The sequence below is a fragment of the Streptomyces sp. NBC_01474 genome (assembly GCF_035918215.1).
Classification (GTDB): Bacteria; Actinomycetota; Actinomycetes; order Streptomycetales; family Streptomycetaceae; genus Streptomyces; species Streptomyces aureus.
On the sequence record NZ_CP109449.1, the window covers coordinates 7,600,921 to 7,626,631 of the forward strand.

The 25,711-nt window shown below is 69.1% G+C and carries 18 protein-coding genes, 1 tRNA gene and 1 pseudogene; 7 read left to right on the plus strand and 13 right to left on the minus strand.

The window, feature by feature from the left end:
- Positions 1-15: 15 nt before the first annotated feature.
- Positions 16-1,815 (minus strand): bifunctional metallophosphatase/5'-nucleotidase, encoded by a 1,800-nt coding sequence (locus OG758_RS34610; protein ID WP_326713512.1) that lies wholly within the window; start codon positions 1,813-1,815, stop codon positions 16-18.
- Positions 1,816-1,947: 132 nt separating this feature from the next.
- On the opposite strand from OG758_RS34610, the gene OG758_RS34615 reads away from it, so the two are divergent.
- Both OG758_RS34615 and pyk read left to right on the plus strand, forming a co-directional pair.
- Positions 1,948-2,667 carry an SIMPL domain-containing protein gene (locus OG758_RS34615; protein ID WP_326713513.1) on the plus strand — a complete coding sequence of 240 codons (720 nt, stop codon included), beginning with the start codon at positions 1,948-1,950 and terminating at the stop codon, positions 2,665-2,667.
- Between the two features lie 152 nt (positions 2,668-2,819).
- Positions 2,820-4,256: a pyruvate kinase gene (gene pyk, locus OG758_RS34620; protein ID WP_326713514.1), complete on the plus strand. Its 1,437-nt coding sequence runs from the start codon at positions 2,820-2,822 to the stop codon at positions 4,254-4,256.
- A gap of 8 nt (positions 4,257-4,264) precedes the next feature.
- Here the strand turns inward: pyk and OG758_RS34625 are convergent.
- Positions 4,265-5,044, minus strand: a pseudogene (locus tag OG758_RS34625) (helix-turn-helix domain-containing protein).
- Positions 5,045-5,150: 106 nt separating this feature from the next.
- Positions 5,151-5,223: transfer RNA gene (locus OG758_RS34630), tRNA-Leu, on the minus strand.
- 101 nt (positions 5,224-5,324) lie between these two features.
- Here OG758_RS34630 and OG758_RS34635 point away from each other — a divergent pair.
- On the plus strand, positions 5,325-5,981 hold the full coding sequence (locus OG758_RS34635; RefSeq protein ID WP_326713515.1) for an ANTAR domain-containing response regulator: 657 nt from the start codon (positions 5,325-5,327) through the stop codon (positions 5,979-5,981).
- A gap of 80 nt (positions 5,982-6,061) precedes the next feature.
- Here OG758_RS34635 and OG758_RS34640 read toward each other — a convergent pair whose 3' ends face one another.
- The 8 genes from OG758_RS34640 to OG758_RS34675 form a co-directional block, all read right to left on the minus strand.
- Entirely contained in the window at positions 6,062-6,778 is a 717-nt protein-coding gene (locus OG758_RS34640) for an ABC transporter ATP-binding protein (RefSeq protein ID WP_326713516.1), read from the minus strand.
- Positions 6,775-7,629, minus strand: coding sequence for an ABC transporter ATP-binding protein (locus OG758_RS34645; protein WP_326713517.1), 855 nt, complete (start codon positions 7,627-7,629; stop codon positions 6,775-6,777). Before OG758_RS34645 ends, OG758_RS34640 begins: the two co-directional genes overlap by 4 nt.
- A gap of 5 nt (positions 7,630-7,634) precedes the next feature.
- A complete protein-coding gene (locus tag OG758_RS34650) occupies positions 7,635-9,407 on the minus strand; it encodes a branched-chain amino acid ABC transporter permease (RefSeq protein WP_326716135.1) in 1,773 nt (590 codons plus the stop codon).
- Positions 9,408-9,412: 5 nt separating this feature from the next.
- A complete protein-coding gene (locus OG758_RS34655) occupies positions 9,413-10,345 on the minus strand; it encodes a branched-chain amino acid ABC transporter permease (protein ID WP_326713518.1) in 933 nt (310 codons plus the stop codon).
- Positions 10,346-10,537: 192 nt separating this feature from the next.
- Complete coding sequence (locus OG758_RS34660) at positions 10,538-11,734, minus strand: branched-chain amino acid ABC transporter substrate-binding protein (protein WP_326713519.1); 1,197 nt, start codon at positions 11,732-11,734, stop codon at positions 10,538-10,540.
- 422 nt (positions 11,735-12,156) lie between these two features.
- A complete protein-coding gene (locus tag OG758_RS34665) occupies positions 12,157-12,714 on the minus strand; it encodes a hypothetical protein (protein WP_326713520.1) in 558 nt (185 codons plus the stop codon).
- A 547-nt stretch (positions 12,715-13,261) separates the two neighbouring features.
- Positions 13,262-13,723 carry a PaaI family thioesterase gene (locus OG758_RS34670; protein WP_266669429.1) on the minus strand — a complete coding sequence of 154 codons (462 nt, stop codon included), beginning with the start codon at positions 13,721-13,723 and terminating at the stop codon, positions 13,262-13,264.
- Between the two features lie 79 nt (positions 13,724-13,802).
- Positions 13,803-16,109: an FdhF/YdeP family oxidoreductase gene (locus OG758_RS34675; RefSeq protein ID WP_326713521.1), complete on the minus strand. Its 2,307-nt coding sequence runs from the start codon at positions 16,107-16,109 to the stop codon at positions 13,803-13,805.
- Positions 16,110-16,232: 123 nt separating this feature from the next.
- Here OG758_RS34675 and polA point away from each other — a divergent pair, with 123 nt between their 5' ends.
- Positions 16,233-18,959: a DNA polymerase I gene (gene polA / locus OG758_RS34680; protein ID WP_326713522.1), complete on the plus strand. Its 2,727-nt coding sequence runs from the start codon at positions 16,233-16,235 to the stop codon at positions 18,957-18,959.
- A 104-nt stretch (positions 18,960-19,063) separates the two neighbouring features.
- Here the strand turns inward: polA and OG758_RS34685 are convergent, their stop codons facing one another.
- Complete coding sequence (locus OG758_RS34685; RefSeq protein ID WP_326713523.1) at positions 19,064-19,939, minus strand: DUF4184 family protein; 876 nt, start codon at positions 19,937-19,939, stop codon at positions 19,064-19,066.
- A 215-nt stretch (positions 19,940-20,154) separates the two neighbouring features.
- Here OG758_RS34685 and OG758_RS34690 point away from each other — a divergent pair, with 215 nt between their 5' ends.
- The 3 genes from OG758_RS34690 to OG758_RS34700 all read left to right on the plus strand — a co-directional run bounded on the left by OG758_RS34690 (position 20,155) and on the right by OG758_RS34700 (position 23,193).
- Complete coding sequence (locus OG758_RS34690) at positions 20,155-21,864, plus strand: lytic transglycosylase domain-containing protein (protein ID WP_326713524.1); 1,710 nt, start codon at positions 20,155-20,157, stop codon at positions 21,862-21,864.
- Positions 21,865-22,035: 171 nt separating this feature from the next.
- Positions 22,036-22,170 (plus strand): SPW_0924 family protein, encoded by a 135-nt coding sequence (locus OG758_RS34695; protein ID WP_107489191.1) that lies wholly within the window; start codon positions 22,036-22,038, stop codon positions 22,168-22,170.
- Between the two features lie 21 nt (positions 22,171-22,191).
- Entirely contained in the window at positions 22,192-23,193 is a 1,002-nt protein-coding gene (locus OG758_RS34700) for a DUF3068 domain-containing protein (protein WP_326713525.1), read from the plus strand.
- Here the strand turns inward: OG758_RS34700 and hrpB are convergent.
- Positions 23,183-25,705 carry an ATP-dependent helicase HrpB gene (gene hrpB / locus OG758_RS34705; RefSeq protein ID WP_326713526.1) on the minus strand — a complete coding sequence of 841 codons (2,523 nt, stop codon included), beginning with the start codon at positions 25,703-25,705 and terminating at the stop codon, positions 23,183-23,185. The genes OG758_RS34700 and hrpB overlap by 11 nt on opposite strands.
- Positions 25,706-25,711: the final 6 nt, after the last annotated feature.

Sequence of the window (25,711 nt, forward strand, 5' to 3'; positions counted from 1 at the left end):
TCCGAACGAGAGGCCCTAGAACACAGGCGTACCGTCCCGCGTCAGCCGCCAGTCCACCGAAGCGAACTCCGCCGGGTCCAGGGTGCCCTTCGCGGTCACCCACTCGGCGATCCGCGTACGGATCTCCGTCGACTCCGACCACAGCTCCTGCGCCGACGCCACATGCGGGAACGCCCCACCACCGTTCGCCCGGTAGTTGTTCACCGCGAACACGAACTTCTGCGCGTCGTCCAGCGCCGCACCCTGATACGTCAGGTTCTTGATCCGCGAACCCGCCGCCTGCGCGATGTCGATGTCGTACGAAAGCCCCGACACATAGTCGTAGTTGTAGTCCGGACGGTTGTTCGCGTTCGTCAGCTTGTCCACGTCCACGACCGCGCCCGCCGCCGTCTGCACGAAATACTCCGCCGAGAACTCCAGGTACGCCCGCACCTGCGCACCCGTCATCAGCTTCGCGACCAGCGTGTTGTCGTACACGTACAGACCCGACAGATCCCGGATCGTCACCTCGCCCGCCGGAATCGACGACGTACGCGAGAACGGCGAAGCCTGCGAAAGGACCGGCAGCGACGCGTACTCCGTCGACTTCAGGGCCTCCGTCACCACATCTGCCTGCACCTTGTTGATCAGATCGATGATCGGCGCGTCCTTGTACCGCGCGTCCACCGTCGTCAGCGTCGTCGTCGCCTGACCCACGACCTGGTTCACATACTTCACGACCAGCGCGTGTTCGTCCTCGAGCAACTTCGTGATCTTCGGGTCGTCCGCCACCGCATTCGAGTTCAGCAGCTTCGACGACACCGACGCCACCGTCCAGCAGCCCCTCTCCCACTCCAACTCGAAGTCGAAGAGCGCCAACCGCTCCGCGTAACACAGCGGCTCCGACAGAACGACCGACTTCCCGGTCTCCTCGTTCGTCACCAGCTGCTGCTCGATCTCCACATGCGCGTGCCCGACGAGAATCGCGTCGATCCCCGGCACGGTCCTCGCCACATTCGCCGCCGCGTTCTCCACGTACGGCAGCTGATCGCCCCACGACGACGTGCCCGAAGCGCCCGTGTGCGCCGACACGATCACCACGTCCGCACCCATCGAGCGCAGCTTCGGCACCCACAGCGCGGCCTGCTCCTCGATGCCGGGGAACTTCAACACGCCCTGCACATACGCCTTGTCCCAGATCGCGATCCCCGGATTCGTCAGCCCCAGGATCGCCACCTTCACGTCCTTGCCGTGCGGCGTACGCAACTTCTTGATGACGTACGGCCTGAACGCCGGCTTCTCCGTCTTCGCGTCCACGGCGTTCGCACCGAGCAGCGGGAACTTCAACTGCGACTCGAACTTGCGCAGCGTGTCGATGCCGTAGTTGAACTCGTGATTGCCGAGCGCCGCCGCGTCATAACCGATCGCGTTCATCGCCTGCGCCATCGGATGCACCGGACCGTCCGCCGCGGTGATCGGCTCCACGCGCGCGTAGTAGTACGTCAGCGGCGTGCCCTGGATCGTGTCACCCGCGTCGATCAGGAGCGTGTTGCCACGGCCCTTCTCCTCGCGCACCTGCTTCACCAGCGTCGAGATCCGCGACAGCCCCTGCGCGTTGCCCGCCGTGTCCGTGTAATCGGCGTCCTTGTAGTAGTCCCAGTTGAAGACATGACCATGCAGGTCCGTCGTCCCCATCACGGTGAACGAGTACCGCTTGTGCCCCTTCGGCCGCCCCCCACGCGCCTGCGCGGCCGGCGCCGACACCGCGCCGGTCAACGCCACGGCCGCCCCCGTAGCAGCGGACTTGCCCAGAAACTTCCGGCGATTCAACGGCATCTCAGATCCCCTCCGGCACCACTCATCGACAGTTGCAACGCGCGTAGATTCTGTCCCCTCAACCCAACACGCAACAGACCCACGAGGTTTCAATCCGATGACTGTCCGATGCGCTGCTGCCAAAGTGACCCCATGACCCCCGGCGAAACGACCCCCGACGGACAACCCACCCCCTACGGCACCCCCCAAGCCCCCCGCATCGCCGTCCGCGGCGAAGCCCGCATCGAAACCGACCCCGACCTCGCCCGCATCGGCATCACCGTCAGCGCCCGCGGCACCGACCGCCGCGAAGCCCTCACCGACCTCACCCGCCGCAACACCGCCACCCTCGACCTCATCAAAAGCTACGGAGAAGCCATCGAAAAACTCGAGACCGGCGCCTTCTCCATCACCCCCGAACTCACCCGCCACGGCCGCACCGAACGCATCCGCGCCTACCACGGCCGCGTCCTCATCACCGCCGAACTCACCGACTTCACCGCACTCGGCGAACTCACCACCCGCCTCGCCGACCAGGACCTCACCCGCATCGACGGCCCCTGGTGGTCCCTGCGCCCCGACTCACCCGTCCACCGCACCGCCCGCCAACAAGCAGTCCGCGAAGCAGTCCAACGAGCCCGCGAATACGCCGAAGCCCTCGGCACCCGCCTCGCCGCCCTCATCGAACTCGCCGACACCGGAGCCGAGGACCCCGACCGCTACGGACCCGTCCCCGGCGCCCCCCACATGCGCATGGCCGCCTACTCCGGCGCCCCCGACGACACCCCCGCACCCCTCGACCTCGAACCCCAGCGCCAAACCGTCTACGCCAACGTCAACGCCCGATTCACCATGCACCCGCCCGAGCTGTAAAAGCCCCGCCCCGAACGACGGCACCGAAATGCATGCTCATCGGAGCACCTCCATGCACAATTCAACACTTGTCAATAGCCCTTCATCCAAAGGTGGTTGGGTAGTCACGCACAACCAATTCCCTACCCACCGGTAAGCCCTAGGCTCGAACCATGCGCCGAGCAAAGATCGTCTGCACCCTGGGCCCAGCCACCGACTCGTACGAGCAGATCAAGGCACTCGTCGAAGCCGGAATGGACGTAGCCCGCTTCAACCTCAGCCACGGCACCTACGCCGAACACGAGGAGCGCTACCACCACGTCCGAAAGGCCTCCGACGAAACCGGCCGCAGCGTCGGAATCCTCGCCGACCTTCAAGGCCCGAAGATCAGACTCGGACGCTTCAGCGAAGGCCCCGTACTCCTTGAACGCGGCGACGAATTCACCATCACCGTCGAACCCGACATCCAAGGCGACCGCCACACCTGCGGAACCACCTACGACGGCCTCGCCACCGACGTCACCACCGGCGAACGCATCCTCGTCGACGACGGAAAAGTCACCCTCGAAGTCACCGGCGTCGACGGCCCCCGCGTCCACACCACCGTCATCGAAGGCGGCATGGTCTCCGACCACAAAGGCCTCAACCTCCCCGGCGTAGCCGTCTCCGTCCCCGCACTCAGCGACAAGGACCAGGAAGACCTCCGCTGGGCCCTGCGCACCGGCGCCGACGTCATCGCCCTCTCCTTCGTCCGCAGCGGACGCGACATCGAAGACGTCCACCGCATCATGGAAGAGGAAGACCGCCGCCTCCCCGTCATCGCCAAAGTCGAAAAGCCCCAGGCCGTCGACAACATCGACGACATCGTCGCCGCCTTCGACGGAATCATGGTCGCCCGCGGCGACCTCGGCGTCGAAATGCCGCTCGAACAAGTCCCCATCGTCCAAAAGCGCGCCATCAAGCTCGCCAAACGCAACGCCAAGCCGGTCATCGTCGCGACCCAGATGCTCGACTCGATGATCGACAACTCGCGCCCCACCCGCGCCGAGGCCAGCGACGTCGCCAACGCCGTCATCGACGGCACCGACGCCGTCATGCTCTCCGGCGAGACCAGCGTCGGCAAATACCCCGTCGAAACGGTCCGCACCATGGGCCGCATCATCGAAGCGGCCGAGGAAGACATCCTCGCCATGGGGCTCCCGCCCCTCACCGAACGCAACAAACCCCGCACCCAAGGCGGAGCCGTCGCCCGCGCCGCAGCCGAAATGGGCGACTTCCTCGGCGCGAAGTTCCTGGTGGCCTTCACCCAGTCCGGCGACACGGTCCGCCGCCTCTCCCGCTACCGCTCACCCATCCCGCTCCTGGCCTTCACCCCGACCCCGTCCACCCGCTCCCAGCTCAATCTCACCTGGGGCGTGGAGACCTTCCTCGGCCCCCACGTCGACTCCACCGACGCGATGGTCGACCAGGTCGACGAACTCCTCCTCCAGTACGGCCGCTGCCGCAAGGGCGACATCGTCGTCATCACGGCCGGCTCCCCGCCCGGAGTCTCCGGCTCCACCAACCTGGTCCGCGTCCACCACATCGGCGAGGACGACTCGCCCAAGTAGGCGCGAGGTCAGTATTTGGGGCCTACGTGGATGTCCATGAGGGTTACGCATGCTTTGCGGGCGACCGAGATGTTGTAAGGGTTTCCGTGGCGGGTGCAGTGCGTCCACTGGATGCCGAGTCTGTCGAGCGTGTCCGTGAAGAGCTGCCTGATGTCGTCGGAGACGTTGGTGAAGAAGTACCGGGGGTACTCGTAGCGCTTGCGCTCACCGCCGACGAGACGCGTCGTCCAATTCGTGATCCGACAACCGTCGGAGTGGACCAGACCCCGGACGAACTCCCACGGATGGGCATCGACGATCTTCTGCTGCCAGGGCTCGAGGGCGATCCTCCGGTCGTGCTTCTTGCCGGGGCCGTGTTGGGGGAACATACAGATCCAGTGTCTGGTGTAGGACTTGACCTCGGTACAGCCAGCCTTCTCGCGACGGCTGACGCTTGGCAGCGGCATGACGCTGCGCATGGCAGCTTCCGCCGCTGCGATCAGGCCCACCTGTAGCGCATTGCAGAAGATCGACAAGTGATGCTGCTTGGGCTTCGAAATGATGTGGCCGTCACCGAGGTAGAGGCCGAGCAGGTATGCGTAGGCGGCCTCGTCGAAGGCACGTGAGATGCACACCGGGCAGTCTGTCGGCTGAACATAGACCACACCGCGCGCTTTGCGGTCTTCGCTGCGCCACTAGCCGACTGTTCCTCGCGGAATGTTGAGCTGTTCTGCAACAGTGCGATTGGGAATGCCTTGACGCATCAGTGCGACCGCCTGTGCGCGAATCGAAGGACTGTGCTGATCCATGTGGACACCGTGCGATGAACCAGTGTGCCGACACGCAGCAAAAAGCGGATGTTCACGAGAACGTGTACATCCGCTTTATTTGGCAACCTTGTAATCCAAGGAAAAGTGCCCCGAGTCGGATTCGAACCGACGCTGTATGGGTTTTGAATCCATGGCCTCTACCGCTGGGCTACCGGGGCCCCTTCGAAACGAAGGTCAGCGGTCACCCGCTGTGCCACCACCTTACCGCAGCTAGGTACGCTCTTGGGAGCAGTACCCGTGCCCTGAACTAGGAGCTAACGTGACCGCCCCCGAGTCGCCCCAGCCCGTAGACGCGCCCGACGACGACAAGTCGCACGTCCCGCCGCTGACGACCCGTGTCGTCATCGCCGAGGACGAGGCTCTGATCCGCCTCGACCTCAAAGAGATGCTCGAGGAAGAGGGCTACTCCGTCGTCGGTGAGGCCGGTGACGGCGAGCAGGCGGTCGAGCTGGCTCGTGAGCACAAGCCGGATCTGGTGATCCTGGATGTGAAGATGCCGAAGATGGACGGCATCTCGGCGGCGGAGAAGATCGCGGAGGAGTCGATCGCTCCGGTGCTGATGCTGACGGCGTTCTCGCAGCGCGATCTGGTGGAGCGGGCGCGGGACGCGGGTGCGATGGCGTATCTGGTGAAGCCGTTCAGCAAGAGTGATGTCGTTCCTGCGATCGAGATGGCGGTGTCGCGGTTCCAGGAGCTGAAGACGCTGGAGAACGAGGTCGCGGACCTTACTCTGCGGCTGGAGACGCGGAAGCTGGTGGACCGGGCGAAGTCGGTGTTGCAGACGGAGTACGGCCTGTCGGAGCCGGCGGCGTTCCGGTGGATTCAGAAGACGTCGATGGATCGTCGTCTTTCGATGCAGCAGGTCGCTGAGGCGGTTATTCAGGACGCCGAGGAGAAGAAGGCCGCGAAGGGCTGAGTTCTCCGTACACGAACGAGATGTGGCTGAGGCCCGTGCCCCGAGTGGGGTACGGGCCTCAGCCATGACTGCGTACGGGCTCAGTCCTCGCCGAGGTAGGCCTTGCGGACGGATTCGTCGTGGAGGAGGTCCTGGCCCGTGCCGGAGAGGACGACTGAGCCGACCTCCATGACGTGGCCGTGGTCCGCGAGGGAGAGTGCGGCCTGGGCGTTCTGCTCGACCAGGAGGATGGTCGTGCCCTGGGACTTGAGTTCCACGATCGTGGCCATGATCTTCTGCATCATGATCGGGGAGAGGCCCATGGAGGGTTCGTCGAGCATGAGCAGTTTGGGCTGGGACATGAGGGCGCGGCCCATGGCGAGCATTTGCTGTTCGCCGCCGGAGAGGGTTCCCGCGGCTTGCTTTCGGCGTTCGCCGAGGATGGGGAAGAGGTCGTAGGCGCGCTGGATGTCCTTCTCGATACCTGCCTTGTCGGAGCGGAGGAACGCTCCGAGCTGGAGGTTTTCTGCGATGGAGAGCCGGGGGAAGATGCGTCGGCCTTCGGGGGAGTGGGCGAGGCCCATGGCGACGATCTTGTGTGCGGGGACGCCGGTGAGGGGTTTCCCGTCGAAGGTGATTTTGCCGCTGAGGGGCTTGAGGAGCCCGGACAGGGTGCGCAGGGTGGTGGTTTTGCCGGCGCCGTTGGTGCCGATGAGGGTGACTACTTCGCCTTGTTGGACGCTGAAGGAGATTCCCTTGACGGCTTCGATCTTGCCGTAGGCGACCTTGAGGTCTTCTACTTCGAGGAGTGCGCTCACTGGTCGTCTCCTTCCGTGGCGTGTGCTTCCGCGGCTTCGACTGCGGCTGCGGCGGTGTCTTCGGGGGCGCCTTCGAAGGGTTCGCCGAGGTAGGCGGCGATGACGCGTTCGTCGCCCTGGACGACTTCGGAGGTGCCTTCGACGAGCTTTTCGCCCTGGACGAGGCAGGCGACGCGGTCGCTGAGGTTGAAGATGAAGCGCATGTCGTGCTCGATGACGAGGACGGCGATGCCGCGGTCGCGGATGGCGAAGACGAGGTCTTCGGTGGCGCGGGTCTCCTGCGGGTTCATGCCGGCGGTGGGCTCGTCGAGGAGGAGCAGGCCGGGCTCGCTGGCCATGGCGCGGGCGATTTCGAGCTTGCGCTGTTCGCCGTAGGGGAGGTTGCGGGAGAGGTGGTCGGCCTTGTGGGCGAGGCCGATGAACTCCAGCAGTTCCATGGCGCGTTCGCGGGAGGCTGCTTCTGCCTTGCGGAAGCCGGGGCCGCGGAGGATGGCGGACCAGAGGCCTTCCTTGGTGCGGGTGTGGCGGCCGACGAGGACGTTTTCCAGGACGGTCATGTTGGCGAAGAGCCGGATGTTCTGGAAGGTGCGGGCGATGCCGGCGTTGGTGACGAGGTGTGGCTTGGGGGGCAGCACGGTGCCTTTGTAGGCGACTTTGCCCTCGGTGGGGACGTAGAGGCCGGTGAGGCAGTTGAAGAAGGTGGTCTTGCCCGCGCCGTTGGGGCCGATGAGGCCGACGATCTCTCCGGCGTTGACGGTGAGGTCGACGTTGCGTACGGCGGTGAGGCCGCCGAAGCGCATGGTGACGCCGGTGGCTTCGAGGACGGGGCTGAGGGCTGTGGTGGTGGTCATGGTGGTTACGCCCCTGCCTTGGTGACGCCGACGGTGGAGTCGGGCAGGCCTTGTTCGGGGATGTGGACGGTGTCGTCGCTCTCGTGGAACTCGAGTTGGCGGCGGCGGTTGGCGATGATGCCTTCGGGGCGGAACCGCATGAGGAGGACGAGTGCGACGCCGAAGGCGAGGAGTTGGTACTCCTTCAGGAAGCTGAGCTTCTCGGGGAGCATGTAGAGCAGGGTGGCGCCGAGGATGGGTCCGTTGACGGTGCCCATGCCGCCGAGGACTACGGCGGCGAGGAGGAACGCGGAGTTCGGGGGCACGGAGCCGGCGAACTGGTACGGGGCCGGGTTGACGCTGTAGCCGACGTGGGCGCTGACGGTGCCGGCGAGGCCGGCGAGGGAGGCGCCGAGTGCGAAGGCGATGAGCTTGACGCGGAAGCCGTTGATGCCCATGGCGGTGGCGGCGGTCTCGTCCTCGCGGATGGCGATCCAGGAGCGGCCGATGCGGGAGTCCGCGGCGCGGGTGAAGACGAGGACGACGATCGCGGTGATGAGCAGCATCAGCAGGAAGTAGTTCGCGAAGCGGCCGAGGGAGAATCCGCCGATGTCGTGGTTGCTTCCGAAGTCGAACCCGAAGATGTTGAGGTCCGGGATCATGGAGATGCCGTTGGGGCCGTTGGTGAGGTTGGGGCCGGAGGTGCCGTCGAGGTTGTTGACGGTGATGCGGAAGATCTCTCCGAAGCCCAGGGTCACGATGGCGAGGTAGTCGCCGCGCAGGCGCAGGGTGGGGGCGCCGATGAGGACGCCGAAGACCAGTGACGCGAGCATGCCGGTGAGCATGGCGGCCCAGAAGGGGAACTGGACGCCGGCGAAGCGGGAGAACTCGGAGCCGGAGACGAGGGCGGCCGCGTAGGCGCCGACGCCGAGGAAGGCGACGTATCCGAGGTCGAGGAGTCCGGTGAGGCCGACGACGATGTTGAGGCCGAGGGCGACGGTGGCGACGACGAGGATGTTCACGCCGAGGTTGGAGTTGTGCTCGTTGTTCTCGACGAAGGGGAAGAGCGCTGCCGCGAGGAAGGCCATGGAGGTGGCGAATCCCTTGTGGCCGGCGTTGAGCTGGGCGAAGCGGTCGAAGAGTCCTGCGGTGAACAGGGACCAGGTGCCGAGGACGACCAGGAGGATGTAGCCCAGGAACGTTTCGCTGGCGTCGGGGTCGACTCCGACGCCGTAGGCGAAGACGATCAGTGCGAGGGCGGTGGCGGCGGTGATGACGAGGCGTTGGCCCCAGGCGGGGAGTTTCGCGGCCGGGGGGATGTTGTCGGGCTTGGTGACGTAGTCCTTGAAGGTGTCACCGGGCTTGGGGAGCGCGAGGGCGCCGACCAGGGCGATGGCGGAGCCGACGGCGGCGATGTAGGCGCCGGGGTCGAGGGCGACGAGGCCCTTGAGGTCGATGGCGATGGCGAGGGCGCTGAACCAGCTGACGGCGAACGCGGACGCGGCTGCGAGGAGGACGGGCTGGATGGCCGTCGCCGGGTTGAGCCAGCCGAGGCCGCGGACACCGAAGAGGGTGAGCGCGAACAGCAGCGTCAGGACGCCGGCGACGAGGTCGAGGATCTGGAGTCCGGCCGGGGAGCCGTAGTAGGTGAGGTCCCCGGGGAAGTCGGACGTGTAGGTCCAGGACATGAAGGTGCTGGCGATGGTGGCGACGGCGCCGATGGCGAGGAGGGCGCGTGCGGCGGTCGCGGGGAGCGCGACGAGGCCGCGCGGGGGGGTGGTGGTGTCGGTGGTTGCCATGGTGCTCACGCCCTGTCCGCGACGCGTTCGCCGATGAGGCCTTGTGGCCTGAACAGCAGTACGAGGATGAGGAGTACGAAGGCCCAGACTGCGGACCAGCCGCCGCCACCGAGCTGCTGCATGCCGGGGATGCCGTCGATGTAGCTGGTGGCCATGGTCTCGGCGAGGCCGAGGACGAGGCCGCCGATCATGGCGCCGTAGATGTTGCCGATGCCGCCGAGGACGGCCGCGGTGAAGGCCTTGAGGCCCATCTGGAAGCCCATGTCGTACTTGACGGTGCCGTAGCGCAGTCCGTAGGAGACGGCCGCGACGGCGGCGAAGAAGCCGCCGATGGCGAAGGCGATGACGATGATGCGGTTGGTGTCGATGCCCATGAGCTGCGCGGTGTCAGGGTCCTGCGCGGTGGCCTGCATGGCGCGGCCGGTGCGGGAGAGGCTGACGAACAGGGCGAGGGCCGCCATGCAGAGGGGGGCGGCGATGATGACGAAGACGCTGCCGCTCTGGATGCTGACGGAGCCGATGTGGACGGGTCCGAAGGGCAGTTGGGGGAACTTGAGGTCGTTCTTGGCGTTCGGGTACCAGTTGAAGACGACCTGCTGGAGGGCGAGCGACAGACCGATGGCGGTGATGAGCGGGGCGAGGCGTGGTGCTCCGCGCAGTGGTCGGTAGGCGAAGCGTTCGGCCCCGACTGCGATGAGGACGGAGACGATTCCGCCGCCTATCAGCATCGCGGGGAGGGCTATCCACATGGATGTGCCGTTGGGCAGAACGTAGAGGTAGACCGTGAGTGCGCCGAAGCCGCCGGTCATGAAGATCTCGCCATGGGCGAAGTTGATGAGCTGGACGATGCCGTACACCATCGTGTAGCCGATGGCGATCAGCCCGTACATCGAGCCGAGGAACAGCCCGTTGGCCAGCTGCTGCGGCAGGGTGTTCACCGCATGGCCTCCATGTGGTGGGGAGAGGTTGAGCAGGGCGTATGAAGCGGGCCGCGCGGTGACGGGTGGTCATGGCCGCGCGGCCCTGAGGTGGTGCTGAGGGCCTGTCCCGGTGGTTTCGACCGGGTCGGCGGTTCGGTCGGGCCGCGGCCCTCGGTGACCGAACCGCCTGGTGGCCCGGGGTGGTTCGGATCAGCCGTTGAACGTGCCGCTCTTGACGGCCTTCCACTTGCCGTCGACGACCTGGTAGACGGTGAGCTGCTTGTTGGTGGTGTCGCCGTACTCGTCGAAGGAGACGGGTCCGGCGATGCCGTCGAACTTGGTCTTCTGGACCTCGCCGACGATCTTGGAGCGGGCGTCGGAGGGGACCTTGCCGTCCTTCACGACGTTGCCGATCGCCTTGATGATGGCGGTGGCGGCGTCGTAGGAGTAGCCGCCGTACGTGCCGTAGTCGCCCTTGAGGCCCGAGGCCTTGTACTTCTTGATGAAGTCGGCGGCGGAGGGCAGGGAGTCGACGGGCTGGCCGACCGAGGTGGCGAGGTCGCCTTCGGAGGTCTTGCCGGCGGTCTGGATGTAGGTGTCGCTGAACATGCCGTCACCGCCGAACAGCGGGACCTTGGCTCCGCCGTCCTTGAGCTGCTTGGTGAGCTTCTCGGACTCGTCGTACTGGCCGCCGTAGTAGACGAGGTCGGCCTTGGAGTTCTTGATCTTGGTGACGAGGGCGGAGAAGTCCGTGTCGCCGGTGTTGACGTGGTCCTGGCCCGTGACCTTGCCGCCGGCCTTGGTGAAGCCGGCCTTGAAGAGCTTGGCGAGGCCGGCGCCGTAGGTCTGCTTGTCGTCGACCACGAACACCTTGCGCTTCTTCAGCGTGTTGTAGGCGTAGTCGGCCGCGAAGCCGCCCTGCAGGGCGTCGGTGGTGGCGGTGCGGAAGTAGGTCTTGAACGGGCGGGACTTGGAGGTCTGCCAGTTCTTGCCCTGGGTGAGCTCGGGGGCCGTGTTGGACGGGGAGACCTCGACCAGGTTGGCGGTGGCGAAGACCTGCTGCATCTGGGTGGCGACACCGGAGTTCAGCGGGCCGACGACGCCGAGGACCTTGTCGTTCTGGACGAGCTGGGTGGCGTTGGACTGGCCCTGGGCCGGGATCGCCTTGTCGTCGAGCGCCTGGACCTTGAAGGTCACACCGGGAACGGTGTTGTTCTTGTTGGCGTCGTTCACGGCGATCTGCACGCCGCCCTGGATGCCGAGACCGGTGGCCGAGTTCTGGCCGGTCAGTGGGGCGTCGACGCCGATGATGACGGTGGCCTTCTTGCTGCTGTCGCTGCCCTTGTTGTCGTCGCGCGATCCGCAGGCGGTGAGCGTGAGTGCTCCGGTGGTGAGCACGCTGGTCATGATGAGCAAGGAACGGTGTCGCACGATCAATCCTCTCCCTGGCGCGGCTCCCGTGGTTGGGGCCGTGTGTCTCGCCGGGCCGTACTGGGGTGGTACAGGGCCGTGCAGCAGACGCGCCCGGCGGCGCGGTGACTGGCCGTGACTATAAGCGCAGGTGGGTGGGGTGGGGAGCTGAGGAGGGAAGGATGTGACGCTCTTGTTATGACGCGGTGCTCGTCGGCGGGTGCAGTGGGGGCGATTGGGACTTTTGGGTGTGGGCTGCAGATGTTCACATGTGAAGAACATGCTGTTCCGCTAAGGAACTTGGGGTGATCTTGGTCCTTACGGGCGGGAGTGTGCCGCCGGGGAGGCGGATGCCGGGCCCTTCGGGGGGCGGTGGCTCGCGCTCCGCATTGCTCTGTTGCGGCAGAGGTAACCGAGTGTTACTTCCGTGTGAGATCGGTTCGAGGTCCGCGGGGCGGTCCGGAGTGCCCTCTGCGTGGTCCGCAGGCGTCGTGCGGGCAGGCGGCGGGGGTGCGGGGGTGGGCGCCGCGGAAGCGGTGGCTGCGCTGCTGCTGTGCCTGACGGTTCCGGAGGCCGAGGTCGAGGGGCGGCAGGGTGAAGCCGGGCGGCAGGGCGGCGCACTTGTGTACGGAGATGCGCACAGTGGGGGGTTTCGGGATGCCGCCCTTCACTGTCAGTGGCAGCGCGGGGATGACGTGCGCACTCAATCCCGGTAGTCCGGCTCGAACTTGACGGGTGGTCACAGAGTGGAGGTCGCGTACGGAGATGGTGAAGCGGAAGGTGGCGGTGTGCGGGTGCTGCGGGACCGGCAGGCCGCTTCCCTCGTAGTGCCGGAAGGTGGCCTGAGAGGGCCGGAGGGTGGGGGCGGGCCTCGCCGGGGTGGTGGTGAGGGCGGTGTACGCGTAGGCGCCCGCGACGGCCGCGGCGACACGTAGGGCTTGAGGGTGCGGCGCAGGCGTGACGGAAGCGCGGCCCAACGCTCCTAAGGGTGTAGAGAGTTGGGGGAGCTGCCCCATGGGATGTCGGCGTGGGCGTGGGCGGGGGTGTGGGTGGGGGTGTGCGGGGCGCCGTCGCCGAAGGGGACCGCGTTCGACGGGGCCGATGCCGGTCATGCTCCACGCCAGTGCGGAGGGTGAGGGTCCGCCAGTGTGGGCGGCGAGAGGATCAACTGTTGTTCTTCATCGGGCAGTTGATTGGGGGCCGTGTCTTGGTGAACGTCCGCGCTGTGGCGTCCGGTGGGGTGGTGAGGCTTGTCGGGCCTGGGCCGAACTCGCGTCGGCGGCGGCCGTGTGCCGAGCTGCTCCGCTTTCGTCCCGTGGGTGACGCCTGCGCTGCCCGGCGCGGCGGCGGTGGCCCGTCCGCGCCGGGAACAGCGGCGTGAAGCCTCGTGACCGTTGTGGCGCCCTGTGACGGACCGGCCCGGTCAGGACCGGACCAATCATGTCACGGACGAGCCCTGTAGCGGATCGGCCTGTCGTGGGCCGGCCCGGTGACGGGCGAGCCCTGCGGCGGACGAGAGGGGCCTCAGCTCTTGGGCATGTCCTTGAGGAGGCAGGTCAGGCGGGCCGAGCAGACCCGCCGGTCCTGCTCGTCGGTGATCACGATCTCGTACGTGGCCGTGGAGCGGCCGCGGTGTACGGGGGTGGCGACGCCGGTGACGAGGCCGGAGCGGGCGCCGCGGTGGTGCGTGCAGTTCAGGTCGACGCCGACGGCGATCTTGGAGCTGCCGCCGTGAAGCATCGAGCCGACGGAGCCGAGGGTCTCGGCGAGGACCGCGGAGGCGCCGCCGTGCAGGAGGCCGTAGGGCTGGGTGTTGCCCTCGACGGGCATGGTGCCGACGACGCGCTCGGGGGACGCTTCCTTGATCTGGACGCCCATGCGGGTTCCGAGGTCCCCTGCGGAGAACAGGGCGGGCAGGTCGACGCCGAGCGCCGCGTACTCGTCGATGATCTCTTGCGGGAACTTCACGCTGCTGTGCTCGCCCATGGTGCCCGGCTCCGTTCGTCGTCTGTCGGTTTTCGTGCCGTGGGTGCTGTTCGACCTGGTCGGCTGCCTGAGCAAACGCTCAGTCGGTCGCCGATTGTTCCAGGCGGACGACGACGGACTTGCTGGTGGGGGTGTTGCTGGTGTCAGCGGTGGCGTCCAGCGGGATCAGGACGTTGGTCTCCGGGTAGTACGCGGCCGCGCAGCCCCGGGCCGTCGGGTAGTGGACGACGCGGAAGCCGGGGGCGCGGCGCTCCACACCGTCCGTCCACTCGCTGACCAGGTCGACGTAGGAGCCGTCCGCGAGGCCCAGGTCCTGGGCGTCGTGAGGGCTCACGAGGACGACCCGGCGGCCGTTCCTGATGCCGCGGTAGCGGTCGTCGAGGCCGTAGATCGTGGTGTTGTACTGGTCGTGCGAGCGCAGGGTCTGCAGCAGCAGCCGGCCCTCGGGGAGCTTCGGGTACTCGACGGGCGCGGCCGTGAAGTTCGCCTTGCCGGTGGTGGTGGGGAAGCGCCGCTCGTCGCGCGGGCCGTGCGGCAGGGTGAAGCCGCCAGGGCGACCAGCAGAATCAGTCACGCGCGCGTTGAAGTCCTCGAAACCCGGGATGACTGTCGCGATGCGGTCGCGGACCGTCGAGTAGTCCTGCTCGAACTCCTCCCAGGGCGTGCGTGAGGCCTCGCCCAGGACGCGGCGCGCGAGGCGGGCCACGATCGCCGGCTCCGACAGGAGGTGCTTGCTCGCGGGCGCGAGGCGACCGCGTGAGGCGTGGACCATGCTCATGGAGTCCTCGACCGTCACGAACTGCTCTGTGCTCTTCCCGTTCGGGCCGACCTGGAGGTCCCGCTCGGTGCGGCCGAGAGTCGGCAGGATCAGGGCGCGCGCGCCGGTGACCGCGTGGGAGCGGTTGAGCTTCGTCGACACGTGCACCGTCAGGGCGGCGCGGCGCATCGCGGCCTCGGTGACGTGGGTGTCGGGGGAGGCCGCCACGAAGTTGCCGCCCATCGCGAAGAACACCTTCGCCTCGCCGTCGCGCAGTGCCTCGATGGCCCGTACGACGTCGAAGCCGTGCTCGCGGGGCGGTGTGAAGCCGAACTCCTTCTCCAGGGCGTCCAGGAAGGCGGGCGCGGGGCGTTCGAAGACTCCCATGGTGCGGTCGCCCTGCACGTTGGAGTGGCCGCGCACCGGGCACACGCCCGCGCCGGGGCGGCCGATGTTCCCGCGCAGGAGCAGGAAGTTGACGACCTCACGGATCGTGGGCACCGAGTGCTTGTGCTGGGTGAGACCCATCGCCCAGCACACGACGGTGCGCTCGGAGGCGAGCACCAGGGCGAGGGCTTCCTCGATCTCGGCGCGCTCCAGGCCCGTCGCCGTCAGCGTCGCGTGCCAGTCGGCGGCGCGGGCGGCCTCGGTGAACTCCTCGTAGCCGTGCGTGTGCTCCTCTATGAAGGCGTCGTCGACGGCGCCCTCCGTCTCCAGGATCAGCTTGTTCAGGAGGCGGAAGAGGGCCTGGTCCCCGCCGAGGCGGATCTGGAGGAACAGGTCGGTCAGGGTGGCGCCCTTGAACATGCCCTGCGGGGTCTGCGGATTCTTGAAGCGTTCGAGTCCGGCCTCGGGCAGCGGGTTGATCGTGATGATCCTCGCGCCGTTCGCCTTCGCCTTCTCCAGGGCCGAGAGCATGCGCGGGTGGTTCGTGCCCGGGTTCTGCCCGGCCACGATGATCAGGTCGGACTTGTAGAGGTCCTCCAGGGAGACGCTGCCCTTGCCGATTCCGATGGTCTCCGTGAGCGCGGAACCGGACGACTCATGGCACATGTTCGAACAGTCGGGCAGGTTGTTCGTGCCGAACTCGCGGGCGAACAGCTGGTAGAGGAACGCCGCCTCGTTGCTCGTGCGGCCCGAGGTGTAGAACACGGCCTCGTCGGGGGAGGCCAGGGCGGTCAGCTCCTCGGCGATGATGTCGAAGGCGCGCTCCCAGGACACCGGCTCGTAGCGCTCGGCGCCGTCCGCCAGATACATGGGGTGCGTGAGGCGTCCCTGCTGGCCCAGCCAGTACCCGGAGCGGGTCGCGAGGTCGGCGACCGGGTGCGCGGCGAAGAAGTCGGGCGTGACCCGGCGCAGGGTGGCCTCCTCGGCGACCGCCTTCGCGCCGTTCTCGCAGAACTCCGCCTTGTGCCGGTGGTCGGGCTCGGGCCAGGCGCAGCCCGGGCAGTCGAAGCCGTCTTTCTGATTGACGCGGAGAAGGGTGAGCGCGGTGCGGCGCACGCCCATCTGCTGCTGGGCGATCTTGAGGGAATGGGCGACGGCGGGCAGTCCGGCGGCGGCGCGCAGCGGCGCGTCCACCTGCGGCGCGTCCTGGACCGGATCTCCCGTGGGCGGCTTCGTTGCCATCGTCTGTTCCCCTTCGAGCACACGTGTGAGGTACGTCGCCGATCCTCGCACGCACGCCTGACAGCCCTCGCCGGAGGCCCGCGACGGACCGGACTGTCAGTGGGGCGTGGCAGGATCGGGGGCGTGGCAGAGACAGCAGCGAAGAAGACCGAGAAGAAGACCTCAGGCAGCCGGCCGCGGCTGATGCTCATGGACGGGCATTCGCTGGCGTACCGCGCGTTCTTCGCGCTGCCCGCGGAGAACTTCACGACCGCGACCGGACAGCCGACGAACGCGATCTACGGCTTCGCCTCGATGCTGGCGAACACGCTGCGCGACGAGGCGCCCACGCACTTCGCGGTGGCGTTCGACGTCTCGCGCAAGACGTGGCGCTCGGAGGAGTTCACGGAGTACAAGGCGAATCGTTCGAAGACCCCGGACGAGTTCAAGGGGCAGGTCGAGCTGATCGGTGAGCTCCTCGACGCGATGCACACCCCGCGCTTCGCGGTCGACGGGTTCGAGGCGGACGACATCATCGCCACGCTCGCCACCCAGGCCGAGGCCGCCGGGTTCGACGTCCTGGTCGTCACCGGCGACCGGGACTCCTTCCAGCTCGTCAGCGACCACGTCACGGTGCTCTACCCGACGAAGGGCGTCTCCGAGCTGACGCGGTTCACGCCGAAGAAGGTCGAGGAGAAGTACGGGCTCACGCCGGCCCAGTACCCCGACTTCGCGGCCCTGCGCGGCGACCCGTCGGACAATCTGCCGGGCATCCCCGGCGTCGGCGAGAAGACCGCCGCGAAGTGGATCAACCAGTTCGGTTCGTTCGCCGAGCTCGTGGAGCGCGCCGAAGAGGTCAAGGGCAAGGCCGGGCAGAATTTCCGTGACCACATCGAAGCCGTCAAGCTGAACCGCCGGCTCACCGAGATGGTGCGCGACGTCGAGCTCCCCAAGACGGTCGAAGACCTGGAGCGCGCCGCGTACGACCGCACGGCCGTCGCGATGGTCCTGGACACCCTGGAGATCCGTAACCCGTCGCTGCGCGAGCGGCTCCTCGCCGTCGACCCGGGCGCCGAGGAGGCCGAGCAGACGCCCGCCGAGCCCGGCGTCGACGTCGACGGCTCGGTGCTCGGCGCGGGCGAGGTGGCCCCGTGGCTCGCCGAGCACGGCGACGCCGCCCTGGGCCTCGCCACGGTCGACACCTGGGCGCTCGGTGCGGGATCCGTCACCGAGGTGGCGCTCGCCGGCGCCGGGGGAGCCGCCGCCTGGTTCGATCCCACCCAGCTCGACGAGGCCGACGAGAACGCGTTCGCGGCATGGCTCGCCGACCCCGGGAAGCCCAAGGTCCTGCACAACGCGAAGAACGTCATGCGGGTCTTGGCCGAGCACGGCTGGACCGTGGACGGCGTCACCATGGACACGGCGCTCGCCGCGTACCTGGTCAAGCCCGGCCGCCGCTCCTTCGCGCTCGACGCGCTGACCCTGGAGTACCTGGGCCGTGAGCTCGCCCCGGCGGCGGCCGACGGACAGCTCGCCTTCGGTACGGAGGACGACGACCAGGCCGAGGCCGACGCGCTCATGGTGCACGCCCGCGCGATCCTCGACCTCGGCGAGGCCTTCGGTGGGAAGCTCCGGGAAGTCGGCGCGGCCGATCTCCTCAAGGACGTCGAGCTGCCCACGTCCACGCTCCTCGCGCGCATGGAGCGGCACGGCATCGCCGCCGACCGCGCCCACCTGGAGGCCATGGAGCAGATGTTCGCGGGCGCCGTCCAGCAGGCCGTGAAGGAGGCGCACGCCTCCGTGGGCCACGAGTTCAACCTCGGCTCGCCCAAGCAGCTCCAGGAAGTCTTCTTCGGCGAGCTCGACCTGCCCAAGACGAAGAAGACGAAGACCGGGTACACGACGGACGCGGACGCGCTCGCCTGGCTCGCCACGCAGACCGACCACGAACTCCCCGTGATCATGCTGCGCCACCGCGAGCAGGCCAAGCTGCGCGTCACCGTCGAGGGCCTCATCAAGACGATCGCCGCGGACGGCCGCATCCACACGACGTTCAACCAGACGGTCGCCGCGACGGGCCGGCTCTCCTCGACCGACCCGAACCTGCAGAACATCCCGGTCCGCACCGACGAGGGCCGCGCCATCCGCCGCGGCTTCGTCGTCGGCGAGGGCTTCGAGTCGCTCATGACCGCGGACTACAGCCAGATCGAGCTGCGCGTCATGGCGCACCTCTCCGAGGACGAGGGCCTTCTCGAGGCGTTCACCTCCGGCGAGGACCTGCACACCACGGTCGGCGCGCAGGTCTTCGGCGTCGAGCGGCCCGCCGTCGACGCGGAGATGCGCCGCAAGATCAAGGCGATGTCGTACGGGCTGGCCTACGGCCTGTCCGCGTTCGGCCTGTCCGGGCAGCTGAACATCGAGCCGGGCGAGGCGCGGGTCCTCATGGACACGTACTTCGAGCGGTTCGGCGGCGTGCGCGACTATCTGCGCCGCGTCGTCGACGAGGCCCGCGCCACGGGCTACACCGAGACGATGCTCGGCCGCCGCCGGTATCTGCCGGACCTCAACAGCGACAACCGCCAGCGCCGTGAGATGGCCGAGCGCATGGCGCTCAACGCGCCCATCCAGGGCACGGCCGCCGACATCGTCAAGATCGCCATGCTGAACGTGGACAAGGCGCTCAAGGACGCGAAGCTCAAGTCCCGGCTGCTGCTCCAGGTCCACGACGAAATCGTCCTGGAGATCGCCCCGGGCGAGGCCGCGGCGGCGGAGGAGCTGGTCCGACGCGAGATGGCAGGGGCCGTGCAACTGCGGGCCCCGCTGGACGTGTCGGTGGGCGTGGGTCCGGACTGGGAGTCCGCGGCGCACTAGCCTGCGGCGGGCCGTAGTTCGGGCCGTTGTTCAGGTAAGCCGTAGTTGCAGGTAAGGGGCGGAGCCAATGGGCTCCGCCCCTTACCGCGTGCACCGTTGTCGTGTCACCGTTGTTGTTTCACCGGCGCCGGCGCCACCCCGCGACGGGCCGGACCTCGACGCCCCCGCACGAGAAGCGCGTACACGACCAGACCGAGTACGAGGCCCGCGCCCCCGCCGAAGCACAGGGTCGGGATGATCTCCCACGGCTTGGCGACAGCGCCCCAGTACGTCCACCAGCGCACCGTCCGCACCCCTGCGGCCACCGCCACGCACCCGCCGATCACTAGAGCCGCCACCCACCGCTCACTCGCGGAGAGACGAGGCAGCGCGGCGCGGGCGTCGTCGGCGGCCGCCGACGGGACACGGCGCACCGCCGACACCACGAAGAGCGCGATCACGACGAGCGCGACCGCCGAACCCCCGTACTGCGCGTACCAGTAGACAGGGGAGCCGGCGATCTTCTCGCCGAGGACCGGGAAGACGCGCATGCCCCACCGGTCGAGATGCGTGAACGCGTCCCACACCACGTGCGTCGTCGCGCCCAGGACGGCGGACACGTACCACCACCACACCGCGGCCATCGGCCGCCGCTCCCACGCGAAGGCGCCGGCCGGACGCCCGGTGCCCGCACCCCGCGCCACCACGAGGACCCGCCCCCGCACCCGTCCCGGCAGCAGCGCGATCACCGGTTCCCGCAGCAGGCGCCACAGGCCGACCAGTACCGCGGCGACGGCCACGTCGATCGTGAAGACACCCGGGAACGAGTGGGTGAAGTCCCCGAACTCCATCGCCCCCGGCACCGCACTCGCCGCGAAGTACGTCACGTCGGGCGCGAACGAGCCCGCCACCAGCAGCGAGGGCACGAGCGCGCCGCGCCCGGTGCCGTCGCGGCGGACGGCCGGCAGCACGGCCGCGGCATGGCTGATCGTGAACGGCAAGTGGTCCCCCTCGGAGGGTTCCTGATGCGGTGCGTACGCGGTGCCGCTCAGTATGGCCCGTGGCGACCGCGGTAACGCGTACATGGCCAACCGGCAAAAATCGGGCACGAACGGGTGCCTGGGCGCCGGAAGTTGTCGTAGTGTCGCCTGGGTCACTCCACGCCGGGGAGCGCGGACTGACCCGTAAACGGTCGGCAATCGGAGGGGCTCACGGTATGGCGGCGCTATTCGGAAAGCGGTTGCGCAGGTCCGCGATGACGACCGCTGTGGCGGCTGCCGCCGTGGCGGCACTCTCCGCGTCCCAGGCGCCCGGCCTCACCGACACGCATAACGGCAGACAGTCCACCGCCGACGCGACGCCCTCGCCCGGTGACTCGGCGACCGGCAACTCCCCGTACTACACCGATCTGCCGCCCCTCAACAGCCCCACCGCGCCGCCCAGTACGGGTCCCGGCAGCCCGAGCGGGACGGGTGCCGGCGCGCACGAGGCCGGTATCCCCGCCACCGTCCTCGACGCGTACAAGAAGGCCGAGGCGGAGCTCGCCGCGACCAAGCCGGGCTGCAACCTCCCCTGGCAGCTCCTCGCCGCGATCGGCAAGGTCGAGTCGGGCCAGGCCCGCGGCGGCAACGTCGACGCGAACGGCACGACGCTCAAGCCGATCCTCGGCCCGGTCCTCAACGGCAACGGCTTCGCGAGGATCACCGACACGGACAACGGCGCCTACGACGGCGACACGACGCACGACCGGGCCGTCGGCCCCATGCAGTTCATCCCGTCGACCTGGGAGTGGTCCGGCCGCGACGGCAACGGCGACGGCAAGAAGGACCCCAACAACATCTACGACGCCGCCCTCGCCGCCGGCCACTACCTGTGCCGCGGCGACCGCGACCTGTCCCAGAGCGGCGGCCTGCACGCGGCGATCCTGAGCTACAACCACTCGCAGGAGTACCTCAACACGGTCCTGACGTGGCTCGAGTACTACCGCAAGGGCACCCACGAGGTCCCGGACGGCACCGGTGTCCAGCCCGGCGGCCGCAGCGACGGCAGTCCCAGCCCCTCGCCGAGCAGCCCGGGCACGACCAGCCCGTCCCCGGGCGCCTCCAAGCCGCCCAAGCCGTCCAAGCCCGGCGGCTCCCCGGGCACAGACCCGTCGAAGCCGGGCGGCGGAGGCTCCACGAGCCCCACACCGCCCACGCCCGCCGAGACGGTCGCGCACATCGAGGACGCCGGTACGGGCACGCTCAACGCGACCGCCGGTGACGCCTTCGCCGAACCGGTCGCCGTCCGCACGGAGAACGCCGCGGGCAAGGGCGTCGGTACGGTCAAGGTGAAGCTCACCGTCGTCGGCGACACGGACCTGGCCTTCAGCGGCGGGTTCAAGAGCGTCACCGTCGTCACCGACAGCACCGGCAAGGCCACCGCACCGCCGCTGCGGGCGGGCGAGGACACCGGCGAGTTCACCGTCCGCGCCACTGTCGTCGACCGGAAGCTGCCCGGCCTCGACTACACGGCGACCGTCTCCGCGCGCCAGGCCGACGCCCTCACCAGGACCGGCGACACGGAACTGACCTGCGAGGCCGGCGGCCAGTTCGCCGACCCGGTCCAGGTCAGGGCCACGTACAAGGGTGACGCCGCCGACGGGGTCGCCACCACGGCCACGCTGATCAAGTCCAAGGACGACGCGACCGAGAACGACAAGGGCCCCTACTTCAAGGACGCGGACGGCAAGGCGATCCGCACCCTCAAGGGCCTCAAGACCGACGGCGACGGCCGCCTCCAGCTGCCGAGGATCTACGCGGACGACGCCACGGGCACGTTCCTGCTCCGCATCGACACCACCGGCGGCGCGACCCTCACCATCGAACTGAAGGTCACCGCGGCCGGCGCCACGGCAACCCCGTCCGCCTCGCCCTCGGCGACGTAACTCCCGTACGGCGCAAGCCGTATCAGCACGCCCGCGCCGCCCCCTCGCCGTTCACCGGCCGAGGGGGCGGCGCTGTTGTGCAACGTGTTCTCATCTCGGCCCCGCGTTGCTACGGTGCCCCAGCCCTGACGCCCTATCAGATTCCAGATCGGTGATCCGCCGGGAGGCTGCATGCGTGCCCTGATCGCCGCCGCGACCGGTCTAGCCGTGGCGCTCGCCCTCGTCATCACGATCTCGGCGATCGGCTCACCGCCCGGCGAGACCTCGCCCAAACCGCTGCTGACCACCGTCCCCAAGCACCCCTGACCCGCCGAGGAGGCCGCCGCGATGCGCCGCAAGGCCAGCCTGATCCTGCTCGCCCTCGCCGTGTTCTGCACGGCGATGTCCCCGCTGATGCGCTGGTACGCGTTCCCGCGCCTCGCGAAGATCCCGGCCGGCCAGTACCAGAACGCCGTCCTGGAGGCCAAGAACCCGACCCTCCTCGACTACGGCTCGATGCAGTCGAAGAAGGTCCCCAAGGTCACCGTCGTCCAGACGCTCAAGGGCAACGTGGAGGCCTCCGAGCAGGTCGAGAAGAGCGCGGGCCGCGACGTCGTCGTCTGGGACTCCCTCTCCTACATCGTCGGACCCGACGGCAAGATGGTCTCCCAGGTCCCCGAGCGCTACGTCTTCGACGCCCACAGCCAGGCACCCGTCCACCCCACGGGCAAGTACGCCGAGACCGTCGACGGCGACAAGGTCAGGCGCGACGGCATCGAGTTCAAGTGGCCCTTCCTCACCGAGAAGCGGGACTACGAGTACTACGACGCCCAGGCCCGCGTCACCCGGCCCATCCACTACAAGGGAACCCAGACGTTCCGCGGTCTGAAGGTCTACTACTTCGAACAGACCATCCCGTGGATGAAGGTCCCCCTCCCCAAGACGATGCCGGTCAAGGGCATCACACCGGAGTCCGTCGCCAAGACCGGCACCACCCGCTGGTACACCACGGTCCGCAAGTTCTGGGTCGAACCGGTCACCGGAGCTCCCGTCTACGGCGAGGAGATCCAGCACAACGAACTCCGCGGCGGCACGCTCCTGGGCGGCCGAGACAAGGTGACGGTCTTCGCCGGGCACGTGAAGATGCGCGAGGACTACATCAGGTCGACGGTCGACCTCGTCAAGGCCAACCGCGTCCTGGTCGTCCTGCTCACCTCGACCCTGCCGTGGGGCTTCCTGATCCTCGGCCTGCTCCTGCTCGCGCTCTCCCTGTGGCTCGAGGCCCGCAGCCGCCGTCCGGGCGAGCCCGAGGCCGCCCCGGAGTACGAGCCGGAACCCGTCAGCGCCTGAGCCGCGCGCTCGTGTGCCGCGTCGGGATCGCGCCCGCCGGATCCTCGGGCCACGGATGCTTCGGGTACCGGCCGCGCAGCTCGGCGCGCACCGCCCGGTAGCCCTCGCGCCAGAAGGAGGCGAGATCCGCGGTCACGGCCGCGGGCCGCCCCGCGGGTGACAACAGATGCACCAGGACCGGCACACCGGCCACACGCGGCGACTCGTGCAGCCCGAACATCTCCTGCAACTTCACGGCCAGCACGGGCTGTTCGGGGTTCGCGTAGTCGATCCGGATCCTGGACCCGCTCGGCACCTCCAGCCGCTCCGGGGCGAGCTTGTCGAGGCGGGCCGCGTCACCGCTCGCCCACGGAAGCAGCCGCCGCAGCGCCTGCCCCGCGTCGATCCGGCCCAGATCGGACCGGCGCCGCGCCTTGCCGAGCTCCGGCTCCAGCCACTCGTCCACGCGCGCGTGCAGCGCGTCGTCCGACACGTCGGGCCAGGGCGCGCCCAGCGTGCGGTGCAGGAACGCGAGCCGCTCCCGCAGCTCCCCGGCCTCCCGTGACCACCGCAGCAGCCCGAACCCCTCCCGCCGCAGCCCCTCCTTCAGCGCCTCCCGTACGAGAGCGGGGGCGGCCTCCTTCAAGGGGCGCACGGCGAGCTCCACCGCGCCGAGGCGCTCGACGTGCCGCGCCACCAACGCCCCGTCGGCCCACGCCACTTCGTCCCCCTCGGTGCGCAGCGGAGCGGCGGCCCGCAGCGCGACCTCCTCGTCCACGACCGCGGCGAGCCGCACGCGCGCGTGCCCGGCGCCCACGGGCCGGTCGGCGACCGCGACGGCGATCCACGGCGCGCCCCGCAGCCGTGACCCGTCCGCGAGCGCGGCCCGCGTCCCGGACACCATCAGATACTCGCCGTCGCCCCCACGCCCCACCCGCTCCGGAAAGGCGAGCGCGGCGACGATTCCGGCGACCCGGTCCTCGGACAGGCCTCCGGGAGCGTCCTCGCGCGCCGGGGTCTGCCCGGCGGCCGCCCCCGTGAGCCGCCGCACCTCCGTCTTCCAGCGCGCGGCGTACGCGTCGGCGCCCCGGCGCGCGGTGCGCCACGCGGCGGCCAGGTCGTCGCCGTAGTCGCGGGGCGGCTCCTCGCTCAGGAGGGCGACCACCTCGGCCGCGCGGCGCGCACCCACCACAGGGGTCGCGTCCAGGAGGGCGCGGGCCAGGCGCGGATGCAGGCCGAGTCCCGCGAGGCGGGCGCCGCGCTCCGTGGCCCGGCCCGAGTCCGGCTCGACCGCCCCGATCGCCGTCAGGACGGACCGGGCCGCCGCCATCGCCCCGGCCGGCGGAGCGTCCAGGAGCGCGAGGCCCGAGGCGTCCGGATCGCCCCAGCACGCCGCCTGCAACGCGAACGCCGTCAGGTCCGCCACCTTGATCTCCGGCGCCGGGAACCGCGCCAGCCGCACGTCCTCCGCCTCCGTCCAGCACCGGTACACCACCCCGGGAGCCTCACGCCCGGCACGCCCCGCCCGCTGCCGCCCCGCCGCCTGCGAGGCCCGTACGGTCGTCAGGGCGCTCAGCCCGCGCGCGTGGTCCACCCGAGGCTCCCGCGCGAGGCCCGAATCCACGACGACCCGCACACCCGGCACCGTCAGCGACGATTCGGCGACGGACGTAGCGAGCACCACCCGCCGCCGCGCGCCCGCCGAGAGCACCGCGTCCTGCACCGCGGCAGGCGCCCGCCCGTGGACCTGAAGCACGTCCACGTCACCCAGTCCGCCCAACTGCCCGGCCACGCGCGCGATCTCACCGACCCCCGGCAGGAAACACAGCACATCCCCGCCCTGTTCTCGCAGCGCGCGCCGCACCACCGACGCCACGTGCGTGAGCAACGCCGGGTCCACCCGCATCCCGTGCGGAGGCCGCACCGGACGCGCGGGCGGCGCCCACGCCGTCTCCACGGGATACGAGATTCCCTCGGCCTCGACCACGGGCGCCCCGCCGAGGAGCCGCGCCCATCCCTGCGCGTCCGTCGTCGCCGACGCCGCCACCAGCCGAAGCTCGGGCCGCAGCGCGTCGCGCACGTCGCACAGAAACGCCGCTACGGTGTCCGCGTCCAGATGCCGCTCATGGACCTCGTCGAGCATCACGACATCCACACCGGCCAGCTCCTGGTCTCGCTGGAGCCGTTGCAGGAGCACACCCGTCGTGACGACCTCCACGCGCGCGTGGCGCCCCATCACCCGCTCCCCGCGCACCGTGTAGCCGACGCTCTCGCCGGCCTTCTCGCCCAGCAGCCACGCCATCCGCCGTGCCGCGGCCCGCGCCGCGATCCGCCGCGGCTCGGCGACGACGACCCGCCGCGCGGGCCCGTCACCGACGAGCCCGGCGAGCACCAGCGGCACCAAGGTCGTCTTGCCGGTCCCCGGTGGCGCCACGAGAACGGCGCTGCCCGGCGCCGCGGGCCCGTCGAGGGCATCGCGCAGGCCGGGCAGCGCACTGCGTACAGGCAGGTCCAGAGCGTCGTTACGGATCACATGCTC

Bases quoted from the DNA above. Each gene is read 5' to 3' on its own strand.
- OG758_RS34610 (WP_326713512.1), bottom strand. From the start codon at position 1,815: ATGCCGTTGAATCGCCGGAAGTTTCTGGGCAAGTCCGCTGCTACGGGG.
- OG758_RS34660 (WP_326713519.1), bottom strand. From the start codon at position 11,734: ATGACCAGCGTGCTCACCACCGGAGCACTCACGCTCACCGCCTGCGGA.
- OG758_RS34675 (WP_326713521.1), bottom strand. From the start codon at position 16,109: ATGGCAACGAAGCCGCCCACGGGAGATCCGGTCCAGGACGCGCCGCAG.
- OG758_RS34695 (WP_107489191.1), top strand. From the start codon at position 22,036: ATGCGTGCCCTGATCGCCGCCGCGACCGGTCTAGCCGTGGCGCTCGCC.
- OG758_RS34650 (WP_326716135.1), bottom strand. From the start codon at position 9,407: ATGGCAACCACCGACACCACCACCCCCCCGCGCGGCCTCGTCGCGCTC.
- OG758_RS34615 (WP_326713513.1), top strand. From the start codon at position 1,948: ATGACCCCCGGCGAAACGACCCCCGACGGACAACCCACCCCCTACGGC.
- OG758_RS34690 (WP_326713524.1), top strand. From the start codon at position 20,155: ATGGCGGCGCTATTCGGAAAGCGGTTGCGCAGGTCCGCGATGACGACC.
- OG758_RS34645 (WP_326713517.1), bottom strand. From the start codon at position 7,629: ATGACCACCACCACAGCCCTCAGCCCCGTCCTCGAAGCCACCGGCGTC.
- OG758_RS34670 (WP_266669429.1), bottom strand. From the start codon at position 13,723: ATGGGCGAGCACAGCAGCGTGAAGTTCCCGCAAGAGATCATCGACGAG.
- pyk (WP_326713514.1), top strand. From the start codon at position 2,820: ATGCGCCGAGCAAAGATCGTCTGCACCCTGGGCCCAGCCACCGACTCG.
- OG758_RS34700 (WP_326713525.1), top strand. From the start codon at position 22,192: ATGCGCCGCAAGGCCAGCCTGATCCTGCTCGCCCTCGCCGTGTTCTGC.